This window comes from Tateyamaria omphalii, from assembly GCF_001969365.1.
Classification (GTDB): Bacteria; Pseudomonadota; Alphaproteobacteria; order Rhodobacterales; family Rhodobacteraceae; genus Tateyamaria; species Tateyamaria omphalii_A.
On sequence record NZ_CP019312.1, the window covers coordinates 808812 to 824625 of the forward strand.

At 64.0% G+C, this 15814-nt stretch carries 17 protein-coding genes, 1 other RNA gene and 1 pseudogene; 16 read left to right on the forward strand and 3 right to left on the reverse strand.

Annotated elements, in window-relative coordinates; translation table 11 throughout:
* The first annotated feature begins 18 nt into the window (after positions 1-18).
* The 8 genes from gatC to BWR18_RS03990 all read left to right on the forward strand — a co-directional run bounded on the left by gatC (position 19) and on the right by BWR18_RS03990 (position 4952).
* Positions 19-306, forward strand: coding sequence for an Asp-tRNA(Asn)/Glu-tRNA(Gln) amidotransferase subunit GatC (gene gatC / locus BWR18_RS03955; protein ID WP_076626807.1), 288 nt, complete (start codon positions 19-21; stop codon positions 304-306).
* Positions 306-1790 carry an Asp-tRNA(Asn)/Glu-tRNA(Gln) amidotransferase subunit GatA gene (gene gatA / locus BWR18_RS03960; protein ID WP_076626808.1) on the forward strand — a complete coding sequence of 495 codons (1485 nt, stop codon included), beginning with the start codon at positions 306-308 and terminating at the stop codon, positions 1788-1790. The genes gatC and gatA overlap by 1 nt, the downstream gene beginning before the upstream one ends.
* Before the next feature lie 34 nt (positions 1791-1824).
* Positions 1825-2640 (forward strand): excalibur calcium-binding domain-containing protein, encoded by an 816-nt coding sequence (locus BWR18_RS03965; RefSeq protein ID WP_076626809.1) that lies wholly within the window; start codon positions 1825-1827, stop codon positions 2638-2640.
* Positions 2601-3311, forward strand: coding sequence for an N-acetylmuramoyl-L-alanine amidase (locus tag BWR18_RS03970; protein ID WP_254684927.1), 711 nt, complete (start codon positions 2601-2603; stop codon positions 3309-3311). Before BWR18_RS03965 ends, BWR18_RS03970 begins: the two co-directional genes overlap by 40 nt.
* A 107-nt stretch (positions 3312-3418) precedes the next feature.
* An RNA gene (rnpB, locus tag BWR18_RS03975) (RNase P RNA component class A) lies at positions 3419-3793 on the forward strand.
* 133 nt (positions 3794-3926) lie between these two features.
* Positions 3927-4094, forward strand: a complete 168-nt coding sequence (rpmG, locus tag BWR18_RS03980) for a 50S ribosomal protein L33 (RefSeq protein ID WP_011454349.1) — start codon at positions 3927-3929, stop codon at positions 4092-4094.
* Positions 4095-4167: 73 nt separating this feature from the next.
* The gene (locus BWR18_RS03985; RefSeq protein ID WP_083957633.1) at positions 4168-4476 is read left to right on the forward strand and encodes a hypothetical protein; all 309 of its coding nucleotides are present in this window, start codon (positions 4168-4170) and stop codon (positions 4474-4476) included.
* The gene (locus BWR18_RS03990; protein WP_076626811.1) at positions 4473-4952 is read left to right on the forward strand and encodes a GNAT family N-acetyltransferase; all 480 of its coding nucleotides are present in this window, start codon (positions 4473-4475) and stop codon (positions 4950-4952) included. The genes BWR18_RS03985 and BWR18_RS03990 overlap by 4 nt, the downstream gene beginning before the upstream one ends.
* Positions 4953-5397: 445 nt before the next feature.
* Here BWR18_RS03990 and BWR18_RS03995 read toward each other — a convergent pair whose 3' ends face one another.
* Together BWR18_RS03995 and BWR18_RS04000 are read right to left on the reverse strand one after the other, a co-directional pair.
* Positions 5398-6177, reverse strand: coding sequence for a Bax inhibitor-1/YccA family protein (locus BWR18_RS03995; protein ID WP_076630108.1), 780 nt, complete (start codon positions 6175-6177; stop codon positions 5398-5400).
* 184 nt (positions 6178-6361) lie between these two features.
* On the reverse strand, positions 6362-6577 hold the full coding sequence (locus tag BWR18_RS04000; RefSeq protein WP_076626812.1) for a DUF1127 domain-containing protein: 216 nt from the start codon (positions 6575-6577) through the stop codon (positions 6362-6364).
* 123 nt (positions 6578-6700) lie between these two features.
* Here BWR18_RS04000 and BWR18_RS04005 point away from each other — a divergent pair, with 123 nt between their 5' ends.
* From BWR18_RS04005 to BWR18_RS04020, 4 genes and pseudogenes are all read left to right on the forward strand, one after another.
* Positions 6701-7585 carry a LysR family transcriptional regulator gene (locus BWR18_RS04005; RefSeq protein WP_076626813.1) on the forward strand — a complete coding sequence of 295 codons (885 nt, stop codon included), beginning with the start codon at positions 6701-6703 and terminating at the stop codon, positions 7583-7585.
* A 417-nt stretch (positions 7586-8002) separates the two neighbouring features.
* Positions 8003-8374: a helix-turn-helix domain-containing protein gene (locus tag BWR18_RS04010; protein WP_076630109.1), complete on the forward strand. Its 372-nt coding sequence runs from the start codon at positions 8003-8005 to the stop codon at positions 8372-8374.
* 55 nt (positions 8375-8429) lie between these two features.
* Positions 8430-9224 (forward strand): histidinol-phosphatase, encoded by a 795-nt coding sequence (gene hisN, locus BWR18_RS04015; protein WP_076626814.1) that lies wholly within the window; start codon positions 8430-8432, stop codon positions 9222-9224.
* Positions 9221-10557: pseudogene (locus BWR18_RS04020) on the forward strand (8-oxoguanine deaminase). The gene hisN and the pseudogene BWR18_RS04020 overlap by 4 nt, the downstream one beginning before the upstream one ends.
* Here the strand turns inward: BWR18_RS04020 and guaD are convergent.
* Positions 10554-11837, reverse strand: a complete 1284-nt coding sequence (gene guaD, locus BWR18_RS04025) for a guanine deaminase (protein WP_076626815.1) — start codon at positions 11835-11837, stop codon at positions 10554-10556. The pseudogene BWR18_RS04020 and the gene guaD overlap by 4 nt on opposite strands.
* A 113-nt stretch (positions 11838-11950) precedes the next feature.
* Between guaD and mgtE the strand changes: the two genes are divergently transcribed.
* From mgtE to BWR18_RS04045, 4 genes are all read left to right on the forward strand, one after another.
* A complete protein-coding gene (mgtE, locus tag BWR18_RS04030) occupies positions 11951-13345 on the forward strand; it encodes a magnesium transporter (RefSeq protein WP_076630110.1) in 1395 nt (464 codons plus the stop codon).
* Positions 13346-13412: 67 nt separating this feature from the next.
* Positions 13413-13967, forward strand: coding sequence for a 5-formyltetrahydrofolate cyclo-ligase (locus BWR18_RS04035; protein ID WP_076626816.1), 555 nt, complete (start codon positions 13413-13415; stop codon positions 13965-13967).
* Positions 13968-14080: 113 nt separating this feature from the next.
* Positions 14081-14890: a TIGR00282 family metallophosphoesterase gene (locus BWR18_RS04040; protein WP_076626817.1), complete on the forward strand. Its 810-nt coding sequence runs from the start codon at positions 14081-14083 to the stop codon at positions 14888-14890.
* Positions 14887-15813 (forward strand): DMT family transporter, encoded by a 927-nt coding sequence (locus BWR18_RS04045; RefSeq protein ID WP_076626818.1) that lies wholly within the window; start codon positions 14887-14889, stop codon positions 15811-15813. The genes BWR18_RS04040 and BWR18_RS04045 overlap by 4 nt, the downstream gene beginning before the upstream one ends.
* The last annotated feature ends 1 nt before the right edge of the window (position 15814 follow it).

The window sequence follows — 15814 nt, forward strand, 5'->3', positions numbered from 1 at the left end:
ACGCAAGAGAGGGATTTCATGTCCATCGATCAAAGCACCGCCGCGCGTGTGGCGAAACTGGCCCGGATCAAGGTCGAGGAGGATCAGCTTCCGGCCCTGGCCGCTGAGTTCAACACCATTCTTGGCTTTATCGAGCAGCTGGGCGAGGTCGATGTGGAGGGCGTGGAGCCCATGACATCCGTCACCCCGCAGCGCCTGAAGCGCCGCGTGGACGAGGTGACCGATGGCGGACAGCAGGACAAGGTGCTGGCCAACGCGCCTGATGCGCGCGAGGGGTTCTTTGCGGTGCCGAAGGTGGTTGAGTGATGGCTGAGTTGAACAAGCTGGGGCTGGCAGAGGCCCGTGATGCGCTGCGCAAGGGTGATGTGACGAGCGTTGAGTTGACCGAGGCGTGCCTGACCGAGATCGAGGGGGCGGGGGCGCTGAATGCCTTTGTCCACAACACGCCCGAAATTGCCCGCGATCAGGCGAAGGCGGCGGACGCGCGGATCAAGGCAGGCGACGCGCCTGACATGTGCGGGCTGCCCATCGGCATCAAGGATCTGTTTTGTACCAAGGGCGTGCCGAGCCAGGCCGGGAGCCGTATTCTGGAAGGGTTCTTGCCGGAATATGAGAGCACCGTCAGCGGCAACCTGTTGGAGGCGGGTGCCGTCATGCTGGGCAAGCTGAACATGGACGAGTTCGCGATGGGGTCGTCCAACGAAACGTCGGTTTACGGCAATGCGGTGAACCCGTGGCGGCGCGGCAATGATGAGGCTGCGTTGACGCCCGGTGGGTCGTCGGGTGGGTCGGCGTCCGCCGTGGCCGCCGACCTGTGCCTGGCCGCGACCGGCACCGATACGGGTGGGTCGATCCGCCAGCCTGCGGCCTTTACCGGCATCACGGGCATCAAGCCGACCTATGGGCGGTGCTCGCGTTGGGGGATCGTGGCCTTTGCCTCGTCCCTGGATCAGGCGGGGCCGATGACCAAGTCGGTGCGCGATGCGGCCATCATGCTCGAGGCCATGTGCGGCCATGATCCGAAGGATTCGACCAGCGCGGACCTGCCTGTGCCGAACTTCGAGGCCATGCTGACCGGCGACATCAAGGGCAAGAAGATCGGCATACCTGCTGAATACCGCATGGACGGGATGCCGGATGAGATCGAGACGCTGTGGGCCCAGGGCCGCGAGATGCTGGCGGATGCGGGGGCGGAGATTGTCGATATTTCGCTGCCCCATACCAAGTATGCGCTGCCCGCCTATTACGTGATTGCGCCTGCGGAGGCGTCGAGCAACCTCGCCCGCTATGACGGGGTGCGCTATGGACACCGGGCCACGCTGAGCCAGGGCGACGGCATCACCGAGATGTATGAAAAGACCCGTGCCGAGGGGTTTGGCGACGAGGTGAAGCGCCGCGTGATGATCGGCACCTATGTGCTGTCGGCGGGGTTCTATGACGCCTACTATAACCGCGCGCGCAAGGTGCGGACGCTGATCAAGAAGGACTTTGAGGATGTGTTTGCCCAAGGCATCGACGCGATCCTGACGCCTGCGACGCCATCCGCCGCCTTCGGTCTGGGTGAGGCGTCGGACGATCCGGTGCAGATGTATCTGAACGATGTGTTTACCGTGACCGTGAACATGGCGGGCTTGCCGGGTATTGCCGTGCCAGCGGGGACGGATGCGCAGGGCCTGCCTCTGGGACTGCAATTGATTGGCCGCCCGTGGGAAGAAGGGGATTTGCTGAACACCGCTTATGCGCTGGAGGCGCGGGCCGGGTTTGTGGCAAAACCTGGCAAATGGTGGTAATCCCGGTCGACCAAAACCCAAAAGGGTAGAGCAGATGATATGTTTCCGCAGTTTCCTAATGCTGGGCGCCGTGGCCGGGTTGGCCGCGTGCCAGCCCGCGATCCCCGACAGCAATCCGGGTGAGTTTGTCGATCCGGGCCGTGGGGTCGGGTTTGACAATCCCAACACGCTGGCCGCCCGCGAGGCGCGCGATGCGCAGTTGACCGGCCCTGCGGTGCAGGCCGCACCGCCTGTGGGGGCGCAGACGTTGCCCCCGGCGTCGGCTGGGCAGGCGTCTGGTGCGCCGGTGCGTCCGACTGCGGGCCAGACACCGCGCGCCGTGTCGAACCCCGCATCGCTGGATGCGGAACTGGCGCAGATTGCCGCCAACAACGATGCGGCGGCGGCGCAGGCCAATTCGGGCCGGTCGGTTGTGAATGCGAGCCCGTCGAATGCGGCGCCTGTGATCCTGAACAATCCCGGCATCTCGGACGAGAACAGTTTTGATGCCGTTGCTTCCCGCGAGTCCATCGAGAGCGATGCGGCGCGGCTGGAGGCCAACCGGCAGCAGTACCAGGTGGTGCAGCCGACGGCCTTACCCTCGCGCACGGGCGGTGCGCAGCCCAACGTGGTGCAATATGCGCTGCAGACGCGGCATCCGAAGGGCACGCAGGTGCACCGCCGCTTTAGCGTCGGGTCTGCCGCGCGGTTCGAGCGCAATTGTGCGGCCTACAACTCGGCCGACGAGGCGCAGATCGACTTTCTGGCGCGGGGCGGGCCGGAGCGTGATCGCCAGGGGCTGGACCCCGATGGCGACGGATATGCCTGCGCGTGGGACCCGGCGCCGTTCCGCCGGGCCGCCGGCAACTGATCGTCCATCGGCACCCGTCGCCGAATTGCGGGGTGCGGCGGGATGGGCTGCGGCCCAGCCATGTGGTGCTGCATTACACGGCGATGGCCACGGCAGAGGAGGCGATTGCCCGCCTGTGTGATCCGGCGGCGGAGGTGTCGGCGCATTACGTGATCTGCAAGACGGGGCGGGTGACGCAGCTTGTGCCCGAAGGCCTGCGGGCGTGGCACGCGGGGGCCGGGGAATGGCAGGGGCTCAGGGACATCAACTCGCGCTCCATCGGGATTGAGCTGGATAATGATGGGCAGGGGCCCTTTTCCCTTGAACTGATGAACAGCCTTGAATGGCTTTTGGGGCGTGTCCTGAAGGGCTGGGACATCTCGCCGATGAATGTGATCGGGCATTCGGACATGGCGCCGGGCCGCAAGTTCGATCCGGGGCCGTGGTTCGACTGGGCGCGGCTTGAGGCATGCGGGCTGGCCGGGCGGCGCGGATGTGATAGCGGGCCCGAAGGCCCGGATCTGGTGCGTTTTGCAACGCTGGCAAAGCGGGCCGGGTACACGGCGGATGCGGATGCGGAAACGCTGCTTGCGGCGGTGCGTTTGCGCTACCGGTCTTTCAAGACCGGCCCGATTGAGCCCGAAGACTACACGCCTATTGGACACGCCGCCCTTTGGACGTCAGTGCTGTGATCCCCCTTCATTTCGCCAGATAAACCGCCGCCGGAGGCTCCCGCAGTTTCAGCCCGTGCGACGGTTCCGATTGACGCGTGGCGGGCCGCCGCGTATGCGCATCCGGCGCGGAGGGGCGGATGGCTGCGGCAGCGATGTCGAGGAAAGTCCGGACTCCCAGAAGCAGCGGTGCCGGGTAACACCCGGGCGGGGCAACCCGACGGACAGCGCCACAGAAAACAGACCGCCCCGCACGGGGTAAGGGTGAAACGGTGGGGTAAGGGCCCACCGCCGGGCTGGCAACAGGCCGGGCATGGCAAGCCCCACCGGGAGCAATGCCAAATAGGGACCGCGCGGGCCGGCAACGGCCCGGGGCCGCTTCTGCCCCAGCAGGTCCGGGTTGGCAGCTAGAGGGGTGTTGGCAACAGCATCCCAAGATGAATGGTCATCTCGGGGCGGGCGACCGTCCTAGACAGAATCCGGCTTACAGCCCCTCCGCGCGTTTTTTCCATTCTTTGATCGAACGCCCCCCCTGTCGGGGTTGACTCGGGCCCGGGCGCGGGTAAAAGCGCGGTTCTATACGAATTTCCCGCTGGCGGGCCGCGCAGGCCTGAACAGCGATGCAGGAGACAGAACATGGCCAAGCCAACCACGATCAAGATCCGCCTGAACTCGAGCGCAGGCACCGGCCACTTCTATGTGACCAAGAAAAACGCCCGCACCATGACCGAGAAGATGGTCGTACGGAAGTACGATCCCGTGGCGCGCAAGCATGTCGAATACAAGGAAGGCAAGATCAAGTAAGATCGCCCCTCTTTCGAATTCAAAGGCCGCGCCCCAACCGGGACGCGGCTTTTTTCGTATGTGGAGATGGACCATGGAGATGTTCACGCTGACGCGCCGGTCAGATGGTCTGGTTTACCGCTTTGCGCGCGATCCCGGGGCCGTGCGGTGTTACCGGCGTGCGGATCGCCCCGACCTGACGCTTGGGTGGGATGCGGCGCTGGGCTGGATCATGCGCGATCCGGGCAGCGGCGCGCTTGTGGGCCGCACCTGGGCGCTGTCGGTGTCGGAACAGGGCAGGCGCCCGCCGGAAGGGCCGTGGGTCACAGCGAAAGACGCCAAGAGCCACATTTACGATTTGTCATACGGCGGTGATGCAGATGACGAGGAGAGACTGCCATGATGCAGGTCAGGCCGACGACCAAGGCGGATATGGCCGCTGTTGATGCGCTGTTGGCGCGCAGCTATCCGAAGCTGCTCAAGGCAGATTATCCACCTTCCGTATTGGTGACAGCCTTGCCCATCATCAGCCGTGCCCAACCTGAGCTGTTGGTCTGTGGCACGTATTACGTGGTGGAGGAGGAGGGTGCCGTGCTTGGAGCTGGCGGCTGGACGCCAGATCGAAGAGTTCGGGGCTTGGGTCATGTTCGCCACCTTGTGACCGACGACCGCGCATTGCGCCGCGGCGTGGGACGGCGGTTGATGGAGCACTGCTTTGCGGTGGCCACGGCGCATGGTGTGTTGCAGATGGAGTGTTGGGCCACTCGGACGGCGGTGCCGTTTTACAAGGCAGTGGGGTTCCGGGACGTCGGTTTGATTGACGTGCCGTTGGCGGGTGGGATTTCGTTCCCGTCTGTGCGGATGATGCGGGATCTGTAGAGGTCTGTCGGGTGCACTCTTTGCTTGCGCAAATTCGCCCACCCGCCGACCCCGTTTTTTCAGCTTCGGGCTCACCAAGACAGATGATCTGTTTCTGATCCACCCTCGCCTGATCTTTGGCGTGACAGAGTGCCATCCCCTTCCCAAGTAAAATAGCCGTATCCCCGCTTGGGCGGGGCCCCTCGGCGATTTTTCTGGGCAATGGTCTGTCCCTCCGTCTCTTGAAGATCAGGCGAGGGTGGCTCCTGATTGCGGCTGTGTATGCAGACGCAATCGGTGGCAGGGGCTGCTTTTGTTCGCAAAAGCGGCCAGCCACTCCGTGGAGCAACTGGGTGCAGCATCTCAAGCCGCCAGCCGCAACGCAACCCTGACCCGTCACACCGTCCTACGCACAAAAAAAGGCCGGTCGCGGGGACCGGCCTTTCGTCATTCTATGCGTTGCAGGTTATTCCTGCTGCCCCATGAACATCAGCAGGAACTGGAACATGTTCAGGAACGAGATGTAGAGGCTGAGCGCGCCGTCGATTGCGGCCTTGTCCAGCCAGTCTTGGTCGCCATGTGCGGCGTGTGCCACATAGGTGTTCTTGATGTCCTGCGTGTAGAACGCGGTCAGGCCAGCAAAGATCAGGACGCCGATGGCCGAGATCGCCATCATCATCACGCCAGACTGCAGGAACAGGTTGATGATCATCGCCACGAGCAGGCCGATCACACCCATCATCAGGAAGGTGCCCATGCCGGACAGGTCCTTCTTCGTGGTGTAGCCATAGAGGCTGAGACCCGCGAAGGCGATGGCCGTGACCAGGAAGGTCTGCGTGATCGAGTAGGGGGTGAAGACCAGGAAGATCGAGCTCATCGACACGCCCATGACGGCGGCGAAGATGAAGAAGCCCAGTTGCACCGCAGCGGCGGAGCCGCGACGCATCAGTGCGCCCCAACCGAACAGGATGAATGCCAGCGGTGCGAACATCACCACCCAGCGCAGGGGTGTGGTATACAGCACTTCGCCCAAGCCTGTCAGGTACTGCCCGTCGCGCAACGCGACGGTGGCGCCTGTCGGGTCTGTGGTGACGGCCAACCCTGCGATGGCCCAAGCGGCCAGCGCAGTGATGAGCATGCCACCGGACATGGTGCCATAGACCTTATTCATGTGGGCGCGCAGGCCCGCGTCGATCTGGGCGGCGCGTGTACCGGCCGCGGACCGGATCGTATTCAACTCAGCCATTCTTTGACCTCCAAATTGATACAGAAGCCGGTGGCGAAACCACCGGTCGCGGATTTCCGCCCGCATTGGGTCAAATATCGGGTCAGTGCCCCAGTCTTTCAAGGGTTTTTAAGGGGTTTCCTGCAGGTGAGGTGCGACATTCCGACCGTTTTTGTCATAAATGCCGCACACCCCGCTTTCAAGATCAGGCGCGCCAGGTGGCAGGCACGTCCCAGACCGGCTTGGCGCTTTCGCGTGCGGCCAACGTCGCGTCGACACCGATGTCGTCCAGCGCACGGGCGTCAAGACGCGCCAGCGCGCGGCGCGATCTCCAGACGTTCAGAAGCGTGCGCAGCGAAAAGTGGTGACGTGCCGCAGGTTTCGCGGCGGCGGGGCGGGTGCTGACATCGGTAAAGGCCATGGGACTTCCTTTCTGAATTCGTGATTGATTGCGGTCGTTGCATCATTTCTATTGATGTATATGGTGGAGGATGACGCATTCTCAAAGCGAATGTTTTTGATGTGACATATCAGGGAGATTGATATGAGGAATCTGGACATCACGACGCTTCGGTCCTTTGTTGCGGTTGCGGAAAGCGGCGGGGTCACGCGCGCGGCCGGTTTCCTGCACCTGACGCAATCGGCCGTGTCCATGCAGCTGAAGCGGTTGGAGGAGCTGCTGGGCCTTGACCTGTTCGACCGGTCCGGCCGGACGATTGCCTTGACAGCCTCGGGCGAGCAGTTGCTTGTTTATGCCCGCCGCATGGTGGCCTTGAATGACGAGGTGATCACCCGCCTGACCGACCAGGCCTATGAGGGGGAGATCACGCTGGGCGTGCCGCATGACATCGTCTATCCGGCCATTCCGCGGGTGTTGAAGCAATTCCACGCCGCCTTTCCGCGGGTGAAGGTGCAGCTTGACAGTTCTTACACCCGACGCCTGAAGTCGGAATTCGCCAAGGGCGCGTGCGACATCATTCTGACCACGGAAACCGGCATTGATGCGGGCGGAGAGCAATTGTGCACCAAGCCCCTGTGTTGGGTGGGCGCGCCGGGCGGGTCGGCCTGGCGGCAGCGCCCGCTGAAGCTCGCCTTCGGACGGCAGTGCACCTTCCGCCCGCGTGTGATCGAGATGCTGGATGCGGCGGGCATTCTGTGGGACGTGGTGGTCGAGACCGAAAGCGACCGCACGATCGAGGCGACGGTGAGTGCGGATCTGGCCGTTCACACGATGATCGAAGGGACGGAGCCGCCCCATCTGGACCGGATCGAACATGGCGGCGCGCTGCCGGACCTGCCGGCGCACAGCATCAACCTTTACGGGGCCGGTGGTGCCACGGGCGAGGTGCATGACGCACTGGTCGGGTTCCTGCGCAGGGCGTTTCAGGTGAACGACGGGGTCGCGTTGCGCGCCGTGTCGGGTGCATGAAACCGCACGGCGAATCGAATGCGTCAGCGGAATTTAGCCGATAGGTTCAAATTGCGCATAAAACGGGATCATATAGCCGAATTTCTCTGGCCATTGGCGAGATATGATCCTGCTTTTCAATTATAGGTAGCAACAACCGGATTATTTTTAGCGCTTAACGTGTTGAACCGTGCGAACAAACAGCGCAATCTTTGCACCATACGCCACAGTGCAAAACGCGCACGGTTTGGGTCCGTGGCATCAAAATGTCTCTGCAATAGCGGGTGCTTCTGTGTCGTATTCGCGTGTTGCGGGTGGATTTCATTGAAAACAGCCACATTACCGACTATTGTCCGATAAGCGGTTATGTGCGGAAACACGCTCAACACGGGTTTGAGCCGCGCTGACAACACATTGCGCATCAAGGTTGGGATTAGCATGGCACATTTGGTGGACACACATGTCGGGAAACGTATCCGACAGCGCAGATGGTTGATCGGCATGACCCAGCAAAAGCTGGCGGATATGGTCGGCATCAAATTCCAGCAGATTCAAAAATACGAGACAGGCGCCAATCGCGTGAGCGCGTCCCGGCTGTGGGATATCGGCGAGGCGATGGGCGTTCCGGTTGCTTTCTTCTTTGAAGGTTTGAAGGAAGACGTGTCGACAGCCGCGCCCGCCGGAAACGTGCCCACCGACATGCTGAGCGACAAGGAAGCGATGGAATTGGTGCGTACCTACTACGCCATTCCGGAGGCGCAACGGCGCCGCCTGTTTGAGTTGGCCCGTGTGCTGACAGACGTCGCCTAGCACCCAAATCAAGTCTGTTCTTGCGCTGACCGGGTCACTCTGGCACCCGGTTTCCATGAAACAGCTTCTTCCCGAACTGACAGATGTGGCACATACGATGGCGGATGCTGCGTCATCTGCGATCCTGCCGCATTTCCGCAGCACCGACCTGGGCACCGAAAACAAGGATGCGGGCGGGTATGACCCCGTCACTGTCGCCGATCGCGCCGCGGAACAGGCGATGCGCGCCGTGTTGGCGGACAAGCGGCCCATGGACGCCATTCTGGGTGAGGAGTTTGGCGCGCAGTCCGGGCAAAACGGGCTGACCTGGGTGCTGGATCCCATTGACGGGACGCGTGGCTTTGTGGCGGGCACGCCCACATGGGGTGTTCTGATCGCGGTCGGGGACGAAAAAGGCCCGGCCCTTGGCATGATTGACCAACCCTATATTGGCGAGCGGTTTTGGGGCGCGGACGGATCGGCCTGGCTGAAGGGGCCGCGGGGCGAGGGCCCGATTGCAACGCGCGCCCCGCGCCGCCTGTCGGACGCTGTGCTTTTCACCACATTCCCCGAGATTGGTACGGCGGCCGAGCGCGCGGGGTTCGAGGCCGTGGCGGACCAAGTCAAGCTGGTGCGCTACGGGATGGATTGCTATGCCTATGCGCTGCTGGCTGCGGGTCAGATTGATCTGGTGATCGAGGCGGGGCTCAACAGCTATGACATTCAAGCGCCCATTGGCCTGATCGAGGCGGCGGGCGGTGTTGTGACCGACTGGTCCGGTCAGCCGGTGCACGAGGGCGGTCGCGCGGTCGCCGCCTCGCATCCGGATGTGCATCGCGCGGCACTGGATATTTTGGCAGGTTTCGTTTGACCGAAACCCTGATCCGCGGCGCGTCTCATGTGGTGAGCATGGATGACGACAGGCGCGTGTTGCGGGATGCCGACATCTTGCTGTGGGACGGGCAGGTGGTTGCGCTTGGGCAGGGCCTGACCACCGTGGGCGAGGTGGTCGATGCGCAGAGGTGCGTCGTGACCCCCGGCCTCGTCAACACACATCATCATCTCTATCAGACGCTGACGCGCGCGGTGCCTGCTGCGCAGGATGCGCTGCTGTTTGGATGGTTGCAGACGCTTTATCCGATCTGGGCGCGTTTTACGCCGGAGCATATGTATATTTCCGCTCAGATCGGGTTGGCGGAGCTGGCCTTGTCCGGGTGCACGCTGTCGTCCGATCACCTCTATCTCTACCCTAATGGCGCGCGGCTTGAGGATACGATTGCGGCGGCTGTCGAGGTCGGGCTGCGCTTTCATCCGACCCGAGGCGCCATGAGTATTGGTGAAAGCGCCGGTGGCCTGCCCCCGATGCGCTGGTCGAGGATGAAGCGGCCATTCTGTCCGACATGGTGCGCGTCATCGACGCGTTTCACGACCCGTCGCCGGGGTCGATGTGCCAGGTGGGCGTGGCGCCCTGTTCGCCGTTTTCTGTCAGCCGTGGGTTGATGCGCGATGCGGCGCTGCTGGCGCGGGACAAGGGTGTGATGATGCACACGCATCTGGCCGAGAATGCCGAGGATATCGCGTATTCTCTGGATCAGTTCGGCTGCCGCCCCGGTCAGTATGCCGAGGATCTGGGCTGGGTTGGCCGTGATGTCTGGCACGCCCATTGCGTGAAGCTGGATCCGTCAGAGATTGATCTTTTTGCCCGGACGCGCACTGGCGTGGCGCATTGCCCGTGTTCGAATTGCCGTCTCGGCTCCGGCATCGCACCGGTGCGCGCAATGCGGGATGCGGGTGTGCCGGTGGGCTTGGGCGTGGATGGATCGGCCAGCAACGATGCGGGCAACCTGGTGGCAGAGGCCCGGCAAGCGATGTTGTTGCAGCGCGTGGCGCAGGGGGCTGACGCCATGAGCGCGCAAGAGGCGTTGGAGATGGCCACGCGCGGCGGGGCGGACATTCTGGGCCGCCCGGACTGTGGGCGCCTGTCCGTGGGTGCGCGTGCGGATGTCGCCATCTGGGATGTGAGCGGGATCGAGGCGGCGGGCAGTTGGGATCCGGCGGCGGTGTTGCTGGCGGGCCCGACAACCGTGCGCGACCTCTTTGTCGAGGGGCGGCAGGTTGTGCGGGATGGTCACGTCATCACGTTTGATTTGGAAGCGGCGCTGCGCAAACAGGCGGCGCTGGCGCAGGGGTTGATGGACGGCTAGCGCCGCGCGCCTGCGACCCAGACATCCGCAATGGCCCGGTCGTCGCCCATCATGATGGTGGGAAAGACGGCGTCCCAGATGTCATTTGCCCGCGCATGCCGTTGCGCGATGGCCGGGGTCGAGGCGAGGTCGAGCACGCACAGGTCCGCGGCAAGGCCCGGCGCGATCTGACCGATCTCGGTGTCCATATGCAGCACGCGGGCCGATCCTGCGGTGGCGAGCCAGAGGAGCTGTGAGGCGTGCACGGCCACGCCCCTGAGTTGCGCGATCTCATAGGCGGCGGCCATGGAGCGGAGCATGGAAAAAGAGGAACCACCCCCGGTGTCCGTGGCAAGCCCCGCGCGCAGCCCTTGCGATGTCAGGCCCATCAGGTCGAAGAGGCCCGAACCGATGAAGGTGTTCGAGGTGGGGCAATGCACGAGCCCCGCGCCAACCTCGCGCAGGCGGTCCACCTCGCGCGGCGCGAGGTGGATGGCGTGGCCATAGAGGCCGCGTGCGCCCAGCAGCCCGTGTGCCTCATACGTGTCGAGATAGTCGCGCGCCCGGGGGTAGAGGTCGCGGACCCATGCGATTTCGTCCACCTGTTCGCTCAAGTGGGTCTGCATCAGCGCGTCGGGGTGTTCGGCCCAAAGCGCCCCGAGGGCGGCCAGTTGGTCTTCGGTCGAGGTGGGGGAGAAGCGGGGCGTGATGGCATAGCGCGCGCGGCCTGTGCCGTGCCAGCGTTCCAACAGCGCCTTGCTGTCGTCATAGGCGGATTGGGCGGTGTCGCGCAGGCCGTCCGGCGCGTTGCGGTCCATGCAGGTCTTGCCCGCGACCACGGCCATGTTGCGGGTGGCAGCGGCGGTGAACAGGGCGTCCACGCTGGTGGGATGGATGGTGCAGAAGCTGGCGACGGAGGTGGTGCCGTGATCCAGGAGCAGGTCGAGATAGGTGTCCGCCGTCGCCTCGGCGTAGGCCGGATCGCCAAAGCGCATCTCTTCGGGGAAGGTATAGGTGTTCAGCCAGTCGATCAGCCGCTTGCCCCAGGACGCGATGATGGCCGTCTGGGGATAGTGGGCGTGCGCATCCACAAAGCCGGGGCAGATCAGGTGGCCGGGATGGTCGTGGCGGGTGGCGTGCGCGCCTTTGGCCATGGCATCCGCGCCGGTGGCGACGATGCGACCGTCCTGCACCAGCACGGCGCCGTTTTGCTCGATCCGCACGGCCTCGGCCCAGGGGACCACAAACGGATCGTCGGTGAAGGTCAGCACATGGCCGGTCAAAAGCTGGGCAGTCGTCATGCCCGCCTTATGCCGGGGCGCGTGCACCTGCGCAAAGCGAAATGCGGCCCATTGTCAGCCCAAGGGGCGCGCCCTATGGTCTGGCCAGACGCGATGGAAGGGAGATGCAGGCCATGTCAGATCAGACGGACGTGCCCGATCCCGGCCAGGACGAAAACGCTTATGTCCTTGAGCGCAAAGACGTCTCTGCGATCCTCTATGCCGTCGATATCGAAGACCGCGATCAGCTGACCAAGTTGATGGAACCGCTGCACGCGGCCGATATTGCCGACCTGCTGGAACAGATCAACGCCTTTGACCGGTCGCGCCTGATCCGGCTGTATGACCGCGAGTTTGACGGCGACATCCTGTCGGAACTGGACGAGTCGATCCGGGAAGAGGTGATTGCCGTCCTCAAGCCCGCCGTGCTGGCCGAGGCGGTGCGGGATCTGGACAGTGACGACGTGGTCGACCTGATCGAGGATCTGGACGACGCGCAGCAGGAAAAGATCCTGGAGGCGCTGGAAGACACGGACCGTGCGCTGGTCGAGCAATCGCTGGCCTTTCCCGAATATTCTGCCGGGCGTCTCATGCAGCGCGAAGTGGTCATGGCGCCCGAACACTGGACCGTGGGCGAGGCCATCGACCGGCTGCGCAACGCGACCGAGGACGAGTTGCCCACCCAGTTCTACCACATTGTGCTGGTCGATCCGCGCCTGCATCCGGTGGGCAACATCACCCTGGGCAAGCTCATGCGCTCGCGCCGCGAGGTGCCGCTGGCCGATCTGGTCGAGGAGACGTTTCAGGTCATTCCCGCCAGCCAGGACGAAAGCGACGTGGCCTATGCGTTCAACCAGTATCACCTGATTTCTGCCCCCGTTGTCGATGACGAGGGACGGTTGATCGGCCTGATCACGATTGATGACGCCATGGCCGTGCTGGACGAGGAGCACGAGGAGGACATCCTGCGTCTGGCCGGTGTGGGTGAGGAATCGGCCCTGTCGGACAGCGTGCGCGAGACGACGAAGCGGCGGATCCCTTGGTTGGCGGTGAACCTTGTGACGTCGATCCTGGCCTCTTTGGTGATCGCCCAGTTCGAGGCGGCCATCGCACAGATCGTGGCCCTGGCCGTTTTGATGCCCATCGTGGCGTCCATGGGCGGAAATGCAGGCACGCAGTCGCTGACCGTGGCGACACGCGCGCTGGCCACCAAGGACCTGACCGGCGCCAATGTCTGGCGCGTGATCCGGCGCGAGGTTCTTGTCGGGCTGATCAACGGCGTCGTCTTTGCCGTCGTGATGGGCATTGTCGGCATCCTTTGGTTCGGCTCGCCCGCGTTGGGCTATGTGATCGCGGCGGCCATGGTCGTGAACATGGTGGTTGCGGGGCTGGCGGGCACGGGCATTCCCATCGTGCTGGACCGGATCGGGATCGACCCGGCGCTGGCCTCGGGTGCGTTTGTGACGACGGTGACGGATGTGGTCGGGTTCTTTGCCTTTCTTGGCCTCGCTGCCCTGGTGCTGCTGTGACGGGGGCGGACGCTGTTTGCGCTGGCGCGCAAAGCCGCCCCGCCCACCGTCCCGAACGGGTCCGCGCATGGGGGTGAGCGAGGACAAGGCTGCGATCCGCAAGGCCGCATTCCGTGCGCGCAAGGCCGCGTTTGATCTGGATGCGGGTGGCGCGTCGGGCCTCTTGTCATCCGTTCTGGCAGGCTACCGCGGCGTGCCGCTGTCCGGCTACATGCCCATCCGGTCGGAGATTGATCCGCTACCCGCCATGGCCGAGGCGGCAGCCCACGGGCCCGTGGGCGTGCCCGTGATCCGGGCCGAAGGGCAGCCGCTGGTGTTTTCCCGCTGGACGCCAGATGCGGAGATGACCGAAGGCCCCTTTGGCGCGCGGGTGCCCGCGGTCGAAGAGCTGATGGAGCCGGAGATTGTCATCGTGCCCCTCGTGGCCTTTACCCGTTCGGGCGCGCGGTTGGGCTATGGCGGGGGGTTTTACGACCGCACGCTCGACATTTTGCGCGCCCGGCGCGCGACGCTGGCCATCGGCTTTGCCTACGGTGCGCAGGAGGTGCCGGACATGCCCATCGAGCCGACCGACCAGCCGCTCGACATGATTGTGACCGATGCGGAGGTCATCGAGGTCTGAGGGGGCCAGCCCCCCGGCCTGCGGCCGTCCCCGGGATTTCTTGGAACCAGAGAAGGAATACGGACTGGCGTATTTCGCTTGCCGTTGCGGTCCGTCGCGGCATATGGGCGGGTATGAGATTGCTTTTTCTGGGTGACGTCATGGGCCGTGCGGGCCGTCAGGCGATCGCCGACCATCTGCCGCGTATGCGCACCGATTGGGACCTCGATTTCGTCGTGGTCAACGGGGAGAATGCGACCTCGGGCATGGGGCTGTCGGGCGCGCATGCAAGGGTGCTGCTGGATGCGGGGGCGGATTGCGTGACCCTTGGCGATCATGCCTTCGATCAGAAGGACATGCTGGGCTTTATCGAGCAGGAGCCGCGCATCATCCGGCCCCTGAACTTTTCCAAGGCGGCGCCCGGCAAGGGCGCGCGGTTGTTCACGGCCCGGAACGGCAAAAAGGTGCTTGTGGCGCAGGCTCTGGGTCAGGTGTTCATGAAGCGGCCCTTTGACGATCCGTTTTCGGCACTCGAGACGGTGTTCCGGACCCATCCGCTGGGCGGGCAGGCCGACGCTATTATGGTGGACTTTCATTGCGAGGCGACGTCCGAGAAGATGGCCATGGGCCATTGGTGCGACGGGCGGGCGAGCCTGATGGTCGGCACCCATACGCATGTGCCGACGGCCGATGCGATGATCCTGTCAAAGGGCTGTGCCTATCTGACGGACGCAGGGATGTGCGGCGACTACAACTCGGTCATCGGGATGCAGCGGGACGAGCCCCTGCGCCGCTTCATCACCGGTATGCCGAAGGAGCGTTTTGCCCCCGCCCTTGGCCCTGCGACGCTGTCGGGGGTCTATGTCGAGACGGGCGATGATGGCCGTGCGACGCGGATCGAGATGGTGCGCGACGGTGGTCTGCTGAAGGCCAGTGGCCCATGACACGGCGCATGGCGCTGGGCTTTACCGCTGTCCTGATCCTGTTGGGGGCCGGGTGGGGGCTGACCATGCCCCTGACCAAGATCGCCGTCAGCACAGGGTATCAGCATTTCGGGCTTCTCTTTTGGCAATTGGCCATCGGTGCGGTGGTGATGAGCGTCATTGCGGCTGTGCGCCGTGTTCGCCTGCCCCTGCGGCGGGCGCAGTTGCGCGTTTATGTCATCATCGCGCTGATCGGGTCGGTTCTGCCGAATTCGGCAAGCTATCAGGCGGCGGTGCATCTGCCCTCGGGCATCATGTCGATCCTGCTGAGCATGATCCCGATCTGGGCCTTTCCCATTGCGCTGTCGCTGGGCCTGGACCGGTTTGAATGGCGCCGGTTCGGGGGGATCTGTGTGGGCCTGGCGGCTGTGATGCTGATCGTGCTGCCCAATGCGAGCATATCCGGCGGCATTCCGATCCTTTGGGTGTGTGTCGGGCTCATTTCCGGTCTCTTCTATGCGTTTGAGGGGAACTATGTGGCGCGCTGGGGCACCGCGGGCCTGGATGCGATCCAGGTGCTGTGGGGGGCCTCCATCGTGGGTGCGGTCATCGCCCTGCCGCTTGCGCTGTTCAGCGGGCAGTGGATTGGGCCGCGCCTGCCGCTGGGGTCTCCGGAGACGGCTCTGGTCCTCAGCGCCACCACGCATGTGCTGGTCTATGCGGGCTATGTCTGGCTGGTGGGGCGGGCGGGTCCTGTCTTTGCCGTGCAGGTCAGTTTTCTTGTGACGCTGTGCGGCGTGTTCTGGGCCCGGCTGATCCTGAGCGAAGATTATGCACCCACGGTCTGGATCGCCCTCATCCTGATGCTTTTGGGGATGTTTCTGGTCCAGCCGCGCAGGAGCCGGGTTGAAGACCCAGCCTCCTTCGGGGAGAGTGTCCGCTGAT

What these genes read in the sequence shown, in the direction of transcription:
- BWR18_RS03965 (WP_076626809.1), top strand. Translation starts at nt 1,825, where the DNA reads ATGATATGTTTCCGCAGTTTCCTAATGCTGGGCGCCGTGGCCGGGTTG.
- BWR18_RS03985 (WP_083957633.1), top strand. Translation starts at nt 4,168, where the DNA reads ATGGAGATGTTCACGCTGACGCGCCGGTCAGATGGTCTGGTTTACCGC.
- BWR18_RS04010 (WP_076630109.1), top strand. Translation starts at nt 8,003, where the DNA reads ATGGCACATTTGGTGGACACACATGTCGGGAAACGTATCCGACAGCGC.
- hisN (WP_076626814.1), top strand. Translation starts at nt 8,430, where the DNA reads ATGAAACAGCTTCTTCCCGAACTGACAGATGTGGCACATACGATGGCG.
- mgtE (WP_076630110.1), top strand. Translation starts at nt 11,951, where the DNA reads ATGTCAGATCAGACGGACGTGCCCGATCCCGGCCAGGACGAAAACGCT.
- BWR18_RS04005 (WP_076626813.1), top strand. Translation starts at nt 6,701, where the DNA reads ATGAGGAATCTGGACATCACGACGCTTCGGTCCTTTGTTGCGGTTGCG.
- gatA (WP_076626808.1), top strand. Translation starts at nt 306, where the DNA reads ATGGCTGAGTTGAACAAGCTGGGGCTGGCAGAGGCCCGTGATGCGCTG.
- BWR18_RS04000 (WP_076626812.1), bottom strand. Translation starts at nt 6,577, where the DNA reads ATGGCCTTTACCGATGTCAGCACCCGCCCCGCCGCCGCGAAACCTGCG.
- gatC (WP_076626807.1), top strand. Translation starts at nt 19, where the DNA reads ATGTCCATCGATCAAAGCACCGCCGCGCGTGTGGCGAAACTGGCCCGG.
- BWR18_RS04045 (WP_076626818.1), top strand. Translation starts at nt 14,887, where the DNA reads ATGACACGGCGCATGGCGCTGGGCTTTACCGCTGTCCTGATCCTGTTG.
- BWR18_RS03995 (WP_076630108.1), bottom strand. Translation starts at nt 6,177, where the DNA reads ATGGCTGAGTTGAATACGATCCGGTCCGCGGCCGGTACACGCGCCGCC.
- guaD (WP_076626815.1), bottom strand. Translation starts at nt 11,837, where the DNA reads ATGACGACTGCCCAGCTTTTGACCGGCCATGTGCTGACCTTCACCGAC.
- BWR18_RS03990 (WP_076626811.1), top strand. Translation starts at nt 4,473, where the DNA reads ATGATGCAGGTCAGGCCGACGACCAAGGCGGATATGGCCGCTGTTGAT.
- BWR18_RS04040 (WP_076626817.1), top strand. Translation starts at nt 14,081, where the DNA reads ATGAGATTGCTTTTTCTGGGTGACGTCATGGGCCGTGCGGGCCGTCAG.
- rpmG (WP_011454349.1), top strand. Translation starts at nt 3,927, where the DNA reads ATGGCCAAGCCAACCACGATCAAGATCCGCCTGAACTCGAGCGCAGGC.
- BWR18_RS04035 (WP_076626816.1), top strand. Translation starts at nt 13,413, where the DNA reads ATGGGGGTGAGCGAGGACAAGGCTGCGATCCGCAAGGCCGCATTCCGT.